The sequence below is a fragment of the Phocaeicola vulgatus ATCC 8482 genome (genome assembly GCF_000012825.1).
GTDB lineage: Bacteria > Bacteroidota > Bacteroidia > Bacteroidales > Bacteroidaceae > Phocaeicola > Phocaeicola vulgatus.
Map to the genome: position 1 here is coordinate 988211 of NC_009614.1, position 12791 is coordinate 1001001.

The following is a 12791-nucleotide window of genomic DNA, read 5'->3' on the forward strand; positions in this document are numbered from 1 at the left end:
ACGGGGCATCAAAAAGAAAAAGAATATGATCGCAATAGTGACTGACAGGCCCAACGTGGGCAGAGAGATAGCAAGAGTGTTGGGAGCCGGCAGAAAAGAGAACGGTTATATGACCGGGAACGGCTACATGGTGACATGGACATACGGCAATATGCTTTCCCTTGCAATGCCGAAGGATTCAGGAACAGCCCATGTGGAGTGGAAGGACTTTCCTCTGCTGCCGCCTTCCTTCCTGACAGTAAGGCACGTGAAGACGGATACCGGGTGGAATCCCGACATCAATGCGGTGCTCCAGTTGAAAGTGATTGCCAAGGTGCTCAACGCATGCGACACCATTATCGCGGCAACCGATGCCTCCCGAGAGGGAGAGATGCTGTTCCGCCATCTTTACGGTTTTCTGGGATGTAAACAACCCTGCCTCCGCCTCTGGATCTCGTCTCTGACGGACGAGGCCATCACGGAAGGTATGGCGAACCTCCTTCCATGTGATCGGTTCGACAACCTGTTCCTTGCGGCGGACAGCCGTAACCGGGCGGACTGGCTCCTGGGGGTCAATTCAAGCTATGCCATCTGTAAGGCGGTAAGCTTCGGGAACAATTCGCTGGGCAGGGTACAGACCCCCGTACTGGCGGAGATATGCAGACGGTACCGGGAGAGGGAGAATTTCCTGCCAGCCGACAGCTGGCCGGTATTCGTCAGTCTCTGCAAGGACCGACAAATCATAAAACTGCGCCACACGGAAGATTTTCAGGAGTACCGGTACGCGTCAGAACTGTACGGTGACTGCAAGGCGGTACGGAACGCACGTATCGCGACGGTCAGCCGCGAGAGCGAGGACATCCGGGCACCGGCTCCCTACAACCTGACCGAACTTCAGAAGGACGCGAACCGTTACCACAACCTGACAGCCATACAGGTACAGGATATCACCCAAGGCCTGTACGAAAAGAAACTGATCTCCTATCCGCGTACCGCCAGCCGCCTGCTGACAAGGGACGTATATGACACGTTGCCCGCTGTCATGGAAAAGATTCTTTCCCGCAAGGAATTCCGCCAATACGCCAAAATGACGGACTTTGCCGCGCCGCCAAGCGACATCAGCGCACAGGAGACGACAGATCACCACGCGATCATTGTCACCGGCATGCCCCCCGGAACATTGAACAAGGAGGAACAACTGGTCTATACGCTCATTCTCGGCAGGACACTCGAAGCCTTCATGCCATCCTGCCGGGTGGAATATACGACCATCGACGTAGTATGTGCCGCACGGAAGTTCAGCGTCCAAACGTACCGCGTCCTGAAAAAGGGGTGGCTCAGCATCTTCGGGCGGGAACATCTTATCGCAAGGGGGGGTATGCCCTGTTCCGCACTACCGGATTTCTCCCCGGGAGAGCCGGTACCGGTAAGCGGATGCAATATCGTCCGCAAGAGAACACTTCCGGTATCCCCCTATACGGATGAGGAGCTGGTCGGCTATATGGACCGGAGCGGATTAGGGACCGTCTCCACGCGTACCAATATCATCCGCACACTGCTGGAGCGTAAATATATCCGCTATTCAGGCAAATATGTCATCCCCACCCCAAAAGGGCTTTTCTTCTATGAAACGGTACGTGGGATGAAAGTGGCCGACACCTCCCTCACTTCCGGATGGGAAGCGGAAGTGGCACGGATAGAACAGGGAAAACTCACGCAAGAGGAGTTCCTGGGAGGGGTACTGGAACAGGTGAAGGAGGTGACCGGTGAGATATTCCGGATCTATCAGGCTAAAAACAACCCGTAGGATATTACGCCACCGGCACGGGACGATTCTCAAAAGAGCAGGGAGTACAGGCTTTCAATGCCGTACTCCTTTTTTCATGGGAGATTGGATAGTTTTTCCGCTTTTAACCGGCAAAGGTCTTGGATTGCCTCGTTTTTGCCGCAAGGCGGCCCCCTTTGGGGGCTTGGTTGGTCAAAAGAAAATCATCCTCGCTACGCTGCGGTATTTTCTTTTGCCAAGCCTTGCGCAAAAAGGCAATCCAAGGGCCGGAGGCCTATAAAATCGGGAAAACATATCCCGATGGGATTATTCATTCTTAAAAATTTAAAGATATGAAACTGCGACTCATCGAAAACATCTGCAAGCGAGTGGTCTCACTGGTCCTGCTTACGGGAATATGCCTGCTCTACAGCAAGGGAATCATTCCCGTGTACCTGATCGTCCTGTTCCTTTTATCGGGAACAATCATAGGATTCCTCTTCAGGGCATTCCTCCTTGTGATAAAAGTCATCCTTATCCTGTCCGTCATGGGCATGCTTGCATAACTCCTAAAATACAAAAAACATGAGAACCGCGACATCCACCCCCTCAGCCCCGGTCATGCCGGTCGCATGGCCCGTCACAAAGCGCATAAAACCTGTCAAAAAACGGTTCCCCTGCATATTGGACGAACCGAAAACAATAGGCCACTACCTGGAGCCATTAAAGGACATCGCGTCCAATCCCGACAGGCAGAGACTCCTGAAAGAGTTTTTCCAAGAAACTTATGTATAACTTACAAATATTTTACCATTATGTTTTTTCAAACGATCAACCGAATGATTACGGCAGGCACAGACCTGAGTATCAACATCAGACAAGTGAATGACAAACTGACCGTGGCCGTCATGCCCCGGCGTGCGGGACTGAAAGACGAGGCCGGGGAACAAATCGTCCCGCTGGTATTGAACGGTACCCCGGAAGAGCTGGACATGGAATTCCTGGGAGCGATCACCGCGCCCGTACAGAAGGCGCAGGGCATCCTTACCAACCTGGAAACATTCGAGAAACAAGCGGAACAGGCCGTATCACAAAGCAAGGCGGCCAAGTCCGTAGCTGAGAAGGAATCAAAAGAGGTACGCGAGAAACGGGAGAAGATGGAAAAGCTGCTTAAAAAGGCGGAGGACGCCACAGGCGGCAAACGCTATTCCGAGGCGTTGACCTGGCTCAGACAGGCAAAACGGCTGGCCATGCCGGACAAGCAGAAGGAGATTGACGTGAAGATAGCGGAGGTACAGAAAAAAGCGTCCGAGGGCAGTCTCTTCGGAGCGGAACCGGTAATGCCGGAACCACAGCCCGCGCAGGTTATCCAACCGGTGGCGCCGCAACCGGTACCCGGTCATGCCCCCCGATATCAGGGAGGGGAACAGATACGGATGTTCGCACCCGAACAACCGTCCCGCCAATCTCCCCACCAGATTCCGCGGTCGGTACAAGGCACGCGACCACAACAGGTTCCACACGGACAGGCGGCTTCACGACCAGGAGCGGATGGTACACCGGCCGGCTGTCAGCAGCCCGTGAACCGACCGCAGACCATACAATTCCACCAGCCGGTACAGATGCCGCAATCACAGGTATACGACGGTCAATGGCTGCAACCCGTCCCTTCGCAACCGCAAACGGCTTCCACGCAAACCGTTCCCGATAACAAAGGGGAAAGCGAATACGGGGCACGAGCGCAGGACATGGGACAGTACGGCTTCGACAAGGACGACGAGCATGACAGGGAGCTCCTGCGTGAGGACCCTTACGCGGAATATCTCGACTTCCCGGAGGAATACCGCATGAAAGACGAGGCACAAATGGAAATGATATGTTGTTAAACCCTATAAAAATACAATTATGGCACTAGAAATTAAAGGATTGCAGAGAGTTTTCAAAATCAGGAAAGGCTCGTCGGAAATAGAGCTGGCCGATCCGGACAACAGCCTGTCCCCGAACGAGGTGATGGATTTCTATTCCATGACCTATCCGGAACTGACCACGGCGAGCGTACACGGTCCGGAATGCGAGGATGACAGCGTGGTCTACCGGTTCAAGACGACCATCGGAACAAAAGGGTAGATATATGGCAAAGAGAATTTCCATCAAAAAAAAGGAGGATACATGCAAAACGCTATCAGAATCACAAATGGCGGGACTGGCCGTATTGATCATCAGGGCCGCCGACCTCTCGTACATCGGACGGGGTACGATGGGCCGGGAAAAAAGAAGACTGCCGCCACCGGGGAGCGTAACGCTTTTTTGACAGGCAGATTCCTCCCCATCGCGGCGGACTATCTGGTGGAGGACGAAACGGGAGGGGCATGCGTCAACCTGACCACGTCCGAAAACTTTGACTATCTATACCGGTCCGCCCTGCGATATGCCGATCTCATGAATGTCAGGCTCCCTTTCCGCGCGAGGAAAGGGAGCGGTCCCCGCATCAACATCACCGCCTTATACAAGGCCCTGGACGAGACCTTGCCGGAACATGTCAATCTGGAGGAAAGGGCCGGGAGGCTCCATTTCTGCCTGTACAGGTTCCATGACTGGCCGGACCATACCCTGTTCTGGCTACCCGTCGATTTCACGGAGAACCTTCCTGTACCGTTACGGCGTATCGTCCGGGAATTCATACGGCAGTTCGTACGTTACCACGGGTTGAACGCCGTCACGGAAACATGGTATTATGAGCTGGCGGTGGAGGAACTGGATGACTGGAAGAACCGCGATCCCGAGGCTTCCCCTCAGACAATCCGTAAATACAAACGCCTGGCGGAATCCTACCAATCCGGGAAAATCGCAAAAACACTTAAACGAATGGAAGGGAAACCGTTCTGTACCGATCTGGAAGAAAAGGTCCTAAAATACCGGGCGGCAGTGAAGGAGGAACGGGAGCTTTTGGAACTGATACGGGAAGGGATGGGACTGATTACCCCAGGAAATCCGTGCATCATGCAATACGGTTACGATTGGGCGTATGAAAGATCACCGGATTTCCCCCCGATCGACCTGGACTGTCAGATCATGCTGGCATATTCCAACAATGACACCCTTACGGAGAACATGGAATGCTATTTCAACTCGGACTACCGGGAGACGTATGCCATCACCCCGGTCACAAGCATGTACCTGACACCTGAGACGGACAGACTGTTCCGGATGGACGACTATCCGGAGAGACTGTCCGGATGGATGGAACGATTCACGCAATGCATAAACTGGCATTTTAAAGTGCCCGTTTCCCAATAAATAAAGAAACGAAAACAAAAAAAATACAGGATATGAACGAACTTACCAAGCAACTGCAAGAGATAATGGTGCCCAAAGCGGCGCTGATCGCCTATGAGTACCAGGAAGGTCACTACGCAAGCGGAAGTCACTACCTGGAACTACGCCCTATCAACAAAAAGGGAAGAATGGAAGCCGGCATTCCGGTTACATATGAATTCATGGACTCCCTGGTGGAATCCTATTCGGACGGGAACCGGCGTATCCCGCACGGGTGGCTGCCACCCAACATGCTGTGGTGCGATACCCGCAGGGGGCATGAAAGCTATGTGTGGTATAATCCGCCGGGAAAACGGCGGATGTTTTTCAAGAACGACCTGAACATCGGGGATGGAATGTTCCACGTGCCGGGAGTCATTTATATCATTAAAAATGAAAGGATGGACATCTTCGCCTACAAGGGGAAAAAACCGGACGGGAGGACACCGCTCTATCTGGCCCCTTTTTTCAACGTGACCGGTGGAAACGTATGCCTGGGAAACTCCACACTGGAGAAACCGGAGAGCCTGGATTTTCACACCCTGTTGGAATATTGGGAGAAACGTTTCTGGCTCAGTGAATTTTCCCATCTTGGAGGAGGGAAGAACCCGACAAGAAACAATCTGGTCCTGGTTACTGAGCGGATGCGTGAACAGCCGTTCGACAACGACGAACTCCAACCGATCAACAAACGATTGAAAGACATCCTGCCATGAGAAAGATCCATTTCACAGACAAGTACCTGCTCAGTCCCTATCACCCCGTAACCGTCCTGGTAGCCGGGGCGGGTGGAACCGGCTCGCAGGTAATAACCAGCCTGGCACGCATGAGCGTGGCATTACAGGCTCTGGGACATCCGGGGCTGCACCTGACGGCTTTCGACCCCGACACTGTCACGGAAGCAAACATCGGCCGCCAGCTGTTCAGCGAGACGGAACTGGGGTTGAACAAGGCGACGGCGCTTGTCACCCGCGTCAACCGTTTTTTCGGTTATGCGTGGGAGGCCAGGGAATGCCGCTATCCGATCATAACCAAAGAAGGGGATAAAAGCGTCCCGCTGGCGAACATCATCATCACCTGTACGGACAACACCCGTTCCCGGCTCGACCTGTGGCGGTTCCTGAAGAAATACAGGGAATATAAAAAGAACGATGAGAAAGCGCCGATATACTGGATGGATTTCGGGAACGCCCAAACCACCGGGCAAGTCCTGATAGGCAATATCCGGAGCAAAATAAGCCAGCCCGCATCCAGCGAATACCTTCCCATGCCCAGGATGAATGTCATCACCGAGGAGGTCAGCTACTCCACCATCCGGGAGGAGGACTCAGGCCCGAGTTGCTCGCTCGCGGAGGCGTTGCGCAAGCAGGACCTGTTCATCAACTCCATGCTGGCACAAATCGGTTGCGACATCCTCTGGTGCATGTTCAGAGAAGGGAGGACATTCTACCGGGGGGCCTATCTCAACCTTGACACGCTACGGGTAAATCCCATTCCGGTATAAACGGACGTGGATTTATTCCCGGTCATTCCTGCCGTACGGTCCGACCTTTCATCCGTACGGCACTCGCCACTCCCTTTTCCGTCATGACCAGCTCGTACCGTTCCAACCTTTCATAGAGCTTGCCCAATGTCTTGCATCCGTATCTCTTGACCTTGAATTTGGGCATCATTTTCTTCAACGAGCCGCCTATCAGGGAAAGGGAGACCTCCTCCTTGCCGTCAGCCGCCTGCTGGAAAGCCTTGTCAAAAAACTCCATATCCCTTCGGATAAAAAAATCCGGGGTGTTCTCCAAGGTCTTGTTTTCCTTACGGTCGGCATACAGGAATACGGAACAGGAGCGTATCAGCGATACGGGAGTCTTGCCCTCCCCATATCCCAGTACCTTCAATCCCGCCTCCCGTATCCGTTGCGCCAACGGGTTGTAGTCACCGTCACTGGCGACCAGACAGAAACAGTCCACCCGGCCGTCACGGAGGATGTCCATGGCGTCTATGACCAACGCGATATCCGTAGTGTTCTTTCCTGAAGCATAGGAGGAGGCCTGCACCAACCTGAACCCATATTCCCGGGCGGTCTCCTTCCATCCGGAAAGAGCTTTCCTCGTCCAGTCCCCGTATATCCGTCTGATAACGGCATCCCCATAACGGGAAACAAAGCCCATGATATCCTCCATCCTCTCAAAGGACACGTTGTCACCGTCAATCAGAACCGCAATGAGATATTTTGAATTGGTATTTGTCTTCATAACAACCGTTTATAAGACAAAGTTAGCATAACTTCCGCATATCCACATTGCCCCGTTCAGTTTTTCTTTCCCCGTTTTTGCAAAAAATCCTGTATATCCGAACTCCTGTAGAAATTCTTGCCGTTCTCATCCGTCTGGTAATAACGGATCAGTCCTTTTTCCCGGTAACGGGCCACGGTCCGAAGCGACACGTTGAGCAGCCTGGCTATGTCATAGTTGTCCAAAAGCTCGTCACCGTTCAAGAACTCCTTCACACGGCCCATCCTATCCAGTTTCTTCTCTATGCGCTCAAATCCTTCCACTATGGTCATTATCATTTTCTCGAGCACTTCATTATCTATATACATCATGGCATGTATCTCCTGTATTTTTTAAAGGTTATTACTGAAATACCCTCGGTGCGCACTGTAAGAGTATATACCATTTTATTATGAAAAATGTATGCCATACCTCCTTTATGTCTTTTAAAACAGCAATATAACATATTGATAATTAGATATAAAGTATATTTTTCTTCCTTTTCGAATGTAACAGGTGTAAACAGGTAAAGTGTAAAACTGTAAAATACGGATTGTAAACTTTACATATTACCGGCCATCCGTTACCACCATGCCTTATCTTTCCGGGGAACAGGCTAAAAATATCATAAACCAATGTATATCTGACATCTGATGACATCTGATGACGTTTGCGGACACCTTTTTGGATATGAGTCCCCCTCTCCATACTTTCGTATCAAATCGAAAAAAGGAAAGACTTATGGAATTTGTGTGTATCGAGGCCAAGACATTCATGGAAATGAACGAGGCCCTGGAAGCCATCGCCAGAAGAGTGCATGAGACATGCGGAGGAAGCACGCGGGGCATGGATGAGTGGATCGACAACCAGGAGGCATGTACGCTTATGGATGTCTCGCCAAGGAAAATGTTACAACTCCGGAGAAGCGGGTCCGTCCCCTACAGTTACATAGACCGTAAAGTATATTACAAACGGCAGGATATCATCCGCTTTATGGAGGCGGAAATTCATCGGGTGACACCTCAAAATCGAATGATATGATCCAATCCATGCTGACCAAGGAAAGCCCGGAAATCATACGCTTTTTCCGGAATATTGAGAGCCTGTCCGAAATACTGGACACACAGGCGGAAAAGATGCGGCCGGTCCTGAACGGCGAACGTTATATGACCGACAGCGAGCTGGCCGGACACCTGAAACTGACACGGAGGACACTGGCTGAGTACAGGATAACAGGTAAACTGCCTTATTACAAAGTGGGAGGCAAATTATTGTACAAGGAAAAGGACATCCTCGTGCTGTTGGAAAGAAACAGGATGGAGGCTTTTGATTATAGATGATCCTGTCTGTGGCCACTAGTGTAGTATTCCTATTTCTTACCCGCAAAGGCCACCTTTTGCCCCGGTTGCGCAAGGCGGTCCTTTGGACCGGTTGCAGAAAAAATCATCCTCACTTCGCGAGGGCACTGAAAAATAAGAACTTTTTCAGATCTCTTTCGATTGAGTCCTAAAAAATGAGTTCGCCAAATCCGAGAATAGGGATTTGGCGAGCTTTTTGTTTTTATACACCCATGACTTCCAAAGTTCTTCATATGTGTATCTCATATCCATGAAAGTGCCATTTATCCAAAGAACTTCGTAATGGCAAATAACGGAATATTCTCCATCCATTCCTGATCTTGATACCCCATCATGGAGATGCGCAATCCTTTCAACTGATAATCGGGATGGTTTTTAATATATTCCGACATGGAACGCGCACGTACATTCTCTTCGGCTTTCACTTCCACCGGTATCACGCGATGCTCCGTCTGTACCACAAAGTCAATCTCCGCAGGTGTTTTGTCACTGCTCCAATAATAGGGCGAAAAGCCTTGGGCCACTAATTGCTGCAAGACAAACTGTTCGGTAAAAGCGCCCTTGAACTCCTTGAATACATTATCTCCTACCAGCATTTGGCTGGCGGGTGCCTCGGTCATACAACCTAAAAGACCGCAATCAAGCAGGAATAATTTGAAGGCACCCAGATCTTCATAAAATTTGACAGGCATCTGCAGTTCTTTTATCCGGCTGACTTTATGTACCAGACCTGCATCCATCAGCCACTGAATGGCGAGTTCATATTCCGTAGCTCTGGCTCCTTTCTTCAACACATTATAGATGAATTTCTTGTTCTCCTTGGCCAACTGCGAAGGCAAGGATTGCAGCACTTGTCCGATACGTATACTTTCAGTAGCTGTCGTATGCTTGGAGATGTCCCGCCGATAAGCATCCAGGATTTCAGTCTGTTTGTCACGTACTTCCTGCAAGTTTTGATGCTGAAAGAAACAATCCACCACTTCAGGCATGCCACCTACATAATAGTATTGGCGAAGCAAATCAACATATTTTAAACTGAGAATCTTTAAAATTTCCCAATCGGGCTGATGCAACAAATCGCACAAATCAGTTTCACCGGCAGCCATCAGAAATTCTTCAAAATCCATCGGATATAGATGCATTACATTTACCTTACCCACCGGAAAGGACTGACCTTTCCCCAAAGTAATTCCCAACAAGGAGCCAGCCGCCATCACATGATATTCAGGCGCATTTTCCTGAAAATATTTCAAGCTATGCAATCCCCGTTCCACTTCCTGCAACTCATCGAATACAATCAACGTTTTTCCTGCTTCAATCTTTGTTCCTGTGATAGCCTGAAGTGTCAGCAAAATACGGGGGATGCTATAGTCGGCTGCAAATAACTCCTTGGCCAGTGGCTCGACATCACAGTTTATGTAGGCTACATTCTCAAACTCTGTCTGACCAAAATGTTTCATCACCCAAGTTTTACCAACCTGACGAGCACCCAACAGTATCAAAGGTTTTCTCGCAGGATTATCTTTCCAAAGTTTCAACTGTTGTATAATCTTCCGTTTCATCGATTCCTTTAAAATAAGAATTATTCACTTGTCTCTTGCAAAGATACATTTTTTCGAGGATGAAAACCGATATATACAACACTTTTTCGATGATAACTTGAGAATAATATCACATTTTTTAGAGGATACAATCTTCCAGATAAAAAAATAAACTATAAATATATAACCTATGCTTGTTGTAAAAACAAGAATCTTTGCGAATTCATTAAAAAACATGGTGCCAATTGTGACAAATTCACAAACAGGTAGTCTTATCAAGAATAGAACGAGAAATTGAAGAGAATTATCCAAACGAAATAGTTCCAAATGAAAAGAGTCGAATAACTAGTAATTTCTGCGATAGTCTGACGGCAGTTCTCAAGACGTTGAACATACTATTTTTGTATCGTTTCGGACAATCTTTCATGTTTCAACTTGCTGCTTGTATGAACAGTGCTCCCTATGACAAATGTCAGTCGGGGTATTGGCAATCGGGCTGTATAGCGGATAAATACGTATCAACCATGCAACTGGCAGATAAAGTTAAACCACTGTAAGTGTGTCATATTGCGTTAGCCAAAAAGGTTTATGAGTTGCAAGCAGTGAATGAACACACAGATATAGAAACATCATTCTTTGGCTTGTCGAACGCCCCCTATATAACAATACTTTATGCAGGCTACCTCTAATCTATTAAAAATTGTCCGAATTATGATTTTGTCATTTAATTTGCTATATTTGCAAAACAATTACAAATTTAAGGGATGAAATGATACTTGAAATTCGTTTGAGCAACTTCTTCTCAATTAAAGATGAGGTGGTACTGGATATGCAGGCAGCAAGCATACAGACAAAAAAGGCAAAGGAGCTTGAAGAAAATACATTTGTATGCGGTGATGAGCGGTTGCTTAAAACTGTTGCCATTTATGGTGCAAATGCGTCAGGAAAGAGCAGCCTTATCAAGGCTATTCGCGCTTGTGTGGGAATGATATTCTCATCTCATAATTACAATGAGAATACGATATTTGCCTTTACTCCGTTCAAATTCGGAGGCATTGGCAAGCCAAGTACATTCTTCATTCGCTTCCTCCTTGAAGGTATCGAATATGAATATTCTTTTGAACTCAATAAAGTTGAGATACTGAAAGAGGCACTTTACTATTATCCGAATGGCCGTCGTTCACTGGTATTTTCCCGTGATGAAACAAAGGGACCCGACAAAAAGAATATCTATGAATTCCGCTCGGTGATTCGCCGCCCTATGGATGTTGCTGCCAATACATCCAAAAAAACGCTTTTCGTGTCACGCGCCAGTCAGATGGATCGAGATACAGCAAAAGATGTTTTTCGATATTTCAATGAGCGTTTTATTCTGAATTATTTCGGATATAATTCGTTCTCTGTCGAGCGCTTGTTGAATGAGAACAAAGAACAGTTCCTTAATGTGCTGCGAATTGCTGATAGCGACATTGTCAAAATCGACAGCAGGCACGAGAATAAAGTATTTTCGACAGCAGTGATTGACCCTGCAGACAATCAAATATTGTCGGTAGAAGATATTCAGAAACCACAGTTGGTCATTACGACCTATCACAGAAATAACCCGGATGTTCCTTTCAACTTTTTTGCAGAAGAGTCTGATGGAACACAGCGTTTATTCAATATGATGCTGACAATCCTGGATATCGTCAAGAATAATAAAATCTTGTTGATAGATGAAATCGAAACGCAGCTGCATATAAAACTGGTAGAATATATTATCGGTTTGTTCAATAAAAGCGAATCGGCGCAGTTGATATATACTACACACAATACATACCTGCTTAATACCAACAAGTTGCGTAAGGATCAGATATATTTTGTCAACAAACGGGATGACGGGTCCTCGGATTTGTATTCGCTGTTTGATTACAAAGATTTCCGTGACGGGCTGGATGCTGAAAAGGCATATCTGCAAGGTCGTTTTGATGCCATCCCGTATATTGACGAACAGACGGATAATTTTCTAAAATAGAAACTGATATGGGACGACAAATAAGAAAATCCAAAGGCAAAACAATGAAGCCGAACTTCTTTGTTTTCTGTGAAGGGGAGTCTGAGGTTGCTTATATCAGCCACCTCCGTTCACAATACCGTGCGCCTATTCAAATTATCCCAAGAAAGAGCGATTCGAACATATCCGTTCGGTATATAGAGAATTGTAAACGGGAATATGTTGTAACCAAAAATGATAAAACATTCCTAATGTTTGACCTAGATGTGGACGGAATGCTGGAACACCTGCTAAGTATTCCAGATGCGATATTGATGGTGTCGAATCCATGTATTGAGTTGTGGTATTTGCTGCACTTTGAGAAGTGTCATGCCGAACTAACGCAAAACGTCTGCATCAAGAAACTGAAAAGACATCTTGAACACTACACAAAGGGAACTTTGGCATTAAATGAGAAACAGCAACTGTCTGAAAAAACATCAGAAGCAACGGCAAGAGCCAAGATGCTGGATACATATAATAATCCATCAACTACCATCTATAAAATGATAGAACTGCTGGAAAGTTTGTAAT

The 12791-nt window shown here is 48.0% G+C and carries 15 protein-coding genes; 12 read left to right on the forward strand and 3 right to left on the reverse strand.

What is annotated here, in order from left to right; genetic code table 11:
• Window positions 1-25 precede the first annotated feature (25 nt).
• The 8 genes from BVU_RS03615 to BVU_RS03645 all read left to right on the forward strand — a co-directional run bounded on the left by BVU_RS03615 (window position 26) and on the right by BVU_RS03645 (window position 6563).
• The gene (locus BVU_RS03615; protein WP_005828774.1) at window positions 26-1786 is read left to right on the forward strand and encodes a DNA topoisomerase; all 1761 of its coding nucleotides are present in this window, start codon (window positions 26-28) and stop codon (window positions 1784-1786) included.
• A 311-nt stretch (window positions 1787-2097) separates the two neighbouring features.
• Window positions 2098-2310 (forward strand): hypothetical protein, encoded by a 213-nt coding sequence (locus BVU_RS21265; protein WP_005828779.1) that lies wholly within the window; start codon window positions 2098-2100, stop codon window positions 2308-2310.
• Between the two features lie 19 nt (window positions 2311-2329).
• Window positions 2330-2539: a hypothetical protein gene (locus BVU_RS22650; protein WP_007219029.1), complete on the forward strand. Its 210-nt coding sequence runs from the start codon at window positions 2330-2332 to the stop codon at window positions 2537-2539.
• Window positions 2540-2559: 20 nt separating this feature from the next.
• Window positions 2560-3630 (forward strand): PRTRC system protein E, encoded by a 1071-nt coding sequence (locus tag BVU_RS03625; protein WP_005828784.1) that lies wholly within the window; start codon window positions 2560-2562, stop codon window positions 3628-3630.
• A 19-nt stretch (window positions 3631-3649) separates the two neighbouring features.
• A complete protein-coding gene (locus tag BVU_RS03630; RefSeq protein ID WP_005828787.1) occupies window positions 3650-3871 on the forward strand; it encodes a PRTRC system protein C in 222 nt (73 codons plus the stop codon).
• A 42-nt stretch (window positions 3872-3913) separates the two neighbouring features.
• Window positions 3914-5041 carry a hypothetical protein gene (locus BVU_RS03635; RefSeq protein ID WP_011964868.1) on the forward strand — a complete coding sequence of 376 codons (1128 nt, stop codon included), beginning with the start codon at window positions 3914-3916 and terminating at the stop codon, window positions 5039-5041.
• Window positions 5042-5073: 32 nt separating this feature from the next.
• Window positions 5074-5775, forward strand: a complete 702-nt coding sequence (locus tag BVU_RS03640; protein WP_005828792.1) for a prokaryotic E2 ligase family D protein — start codon at window positions 5074-5076, stop codon at window positions 5773-5775.
• Window positions 5772-6563: a PRTRC system ThiF family protein gene (locus tag BVU_RS03645; RefSeq protein WP_005828794.1), complete on the forward strand. Its 792-nt coding sequence runs from the start codon at window positions 5772-5774 to the stop codon at window positions 6561-6563. The genes BVU_RS03640 and BVU_RS03645 overlap by 4 nt, the downstream gene beginning before the upstream one ends.
• Before the next feature lie 22 nt (window positions 6564-6585).
• Here the strand turns inward: BVU_RS03645 and BVU_RS03650 are convergent, their stop codons facing one another.
• Window positions 6586-7308: an NYN domain-containing protein gene (locus BVU_RS03650; protein ID WP_005828796.1), complete on the reverse strand. Its 723-nt coding sequence runs from the start codon at window positions 7306-7308 to the stop codon at window positions 6586-6588.
• A gap of 56 nt (window positions 7309-7364) precedes the next feature.
• Window positions 7365-7658, reverse strand: coding sequence for a helix-turn-helix domain-containing protein (locus tag BVU_RS03655; RefSeq protein WP_005828798.1), 294 nt, complete (start codon window positions 7656-7658; stop codon window positions 7365-7367).
• Window positions 7659-8067: 409 nt separating this feature from the next.
• Between BVU_RS03655 and BVU_RS03660 the strand changes: the two genes are divergently transcribed.
• Together BVU_RS03660 and BVU_RS03665 are read left to right on the forward strand one after the other, a co-directional pair.
• Complete coding sequence (locus BVU_RS03660; protein WP_011964869.1) at window positions 8068-8367, forward strand: helix-turn-helix domain-containing protein; 300 nt, start codon at window positions 8068-8070, stop codon at window positions 8365-8367.
• Window positions 8364-8666 carry a helix-turn-helix domain-containing protein gene (locus BVU_RS03665; protein ID WP_005828804.1) on the forward strand — a complete coding sequence of 101 codons (303 nt, stop codon included), beginning with the start codon at window positions 8364-8366 and terminating at the stop codon, window positions 8664-8666. Before BVU_RS03660 ends, BVU_RS03665 begins: the two co-directional genes overlap by 4 nt.
• A 281-nt stretch (window positions 8667-8947) precedes the next feature.
• On the opposite strand, the gene BVU_RS03670 is transcribed toward BVU_RS03665, so the two are convergent.
• Window positions 8948-10246 carry an ATP-binding protein gene (locus tag BVU_RS03670; RefSeq protein ID WP_005828806.1) on the reverse strand — a complete coding sequence of 433 codons (1299 nt, stop codon included), beginning with the start codon at window positions 10244-10246 and terminating at the stop codon, window positions 8948-8950.
• Window positions 10247-10994: 748 nt separating this feature from the next.
• Here BVU_RS03670 and BVU_RS03675 point away from each other — a divergent pair.
• Window positions 10995-12239, forward strand: a complete 1245-nt coding sequence (locus BVU_RS03675) for an AAA family ATPase (RefSeq protein ID WP_005828812.1) — start codon at window positions 10995-10997, stop codon at window positions 12237-12239.
• An 8-nt stretch (window positions 12240-12247) separates the two neighbouring features.
• Window positions 12248-12790 (forward strand): RloB family protein, encoded by a 543-nt coding sequence (locus tag BVU_RS03680; protein WP_005640372.1) that lies wholly within the window; start codon window positions 12248-12250, stop codon window positions 12788-12790.
• Window position 12791 lies beyond the last annotated feature (1 nt).

What these genes read in the sequence shown, in the direction of transcription:
- BVU_RS03635 (WP_011964868.1), top strand. Translation starts at nt 3,914, where the DNA reads ATGCAAAACGCTATCAGAATCACAAATGGCGGGACTGGCCGTATTGAT.
- BVU_RS22650 (WP_007219029.1), top strand. Translation starts at nt 2,330, where the DNA reads ATGAGAACCGCGACATCCACCCCCTCAGCCCCGGTCATGCCGGTCGCA.
- BVU_RS03650 (WP_005828796.1), bottom strand. Translation starts at nt 7,308, where the DNA reads ATGAAGACAAATACCAATTCAAAATATCTCATTGCGGTTCTGATTGAC.
- BVU_RS21265 (WP_005828779.1), top strand. Translation starts at nt 2,098, where the DNA reads ATGAAACTGCGACTCATCGAAAACATCTGCAAGCGAGTGGTCTCACTG.
- BVU_RS03640 (WP_005828792.1), top strand. Translation starts at nt 5,074, where the DNA reads ATGAACGAACTTACCAAGCAACTGCAAGAGATAATGGTGCCCAAAGCG.
- BVU_RS03615 (WP_005828774.1), top strand. Translation starts at nt 26, where the DNA reads ATGATCGCAATAGTGACTGACAGGCCCAACGTGGGCAGAGAGATAGCA.
- BVU_RS03625 (WP_005828784.1), top strand. Translation starts at nt 2,560, where the DNA reads ATGTTTTTTCAAACGATCAACCGAATGATTACGGCAGGCACAGACCTG.
- BVU_RS03680 (WP_005640372.1), top strand. Translation starts at nt 12,248, where the DNA reads ATGGGACGACAAATAAGAAAATCCAAAGGCAAAACAATGAAGCCGAAC.
- BVU_RS03660 (WP_011964869.1), top strand. Translation starts at nt 8,068, where the DNA reads ATGGAATTTGTGTGTATCGAGGCCAAGACATTCATGGAAATGAACGAG.
- BVU_RS03665 (WP_005828804.1), top strand. Translation starts at nt 8,364, where the DNA reads ATGATCCAATCCATGCTGACCAAGGAAAGCCCGGAAATCATACGCTTT.
- BVU_RS03645 (WP_005828794.1), top strand. Translation starts at nt 5,772, where the DNA reads ATGAGAAAGATCCATTTCACAGACAAGTACCTGCTCAGTCCCTATCAC.
- BVU_RS03630 (WP_005828787.1), top strand. Translation starts at nt 3,650, where the DNA reads ATGGCACTAGAAATTAAAGGATTGCAGAGAGTTTTCAAAATCAGGAAA.
- BVU_RS03675 (WP_005828812.1), top strand. Translation starts at nt 10,995, where the DNA reads ATGATACTTGAAATTCGTTTGAGCAACTTCTTCTCAATTAAAGATGAG.
- BVU_RS03655 (WP_005828798.1), bottom strand. Translation starts at nt 7,658, where the DNA reads ATGATGTATATAGATAATGAAGTGCTCGAGAAAATGATAATGACCATA.
- BVU_RS03670 (WP_005828806.1), bottom strand. Translation starts at nt 10,246, where the DNA reads ATGAAACGGAAGATTATACAACAGTTGAAACTTTGGAAAGATAATCCT.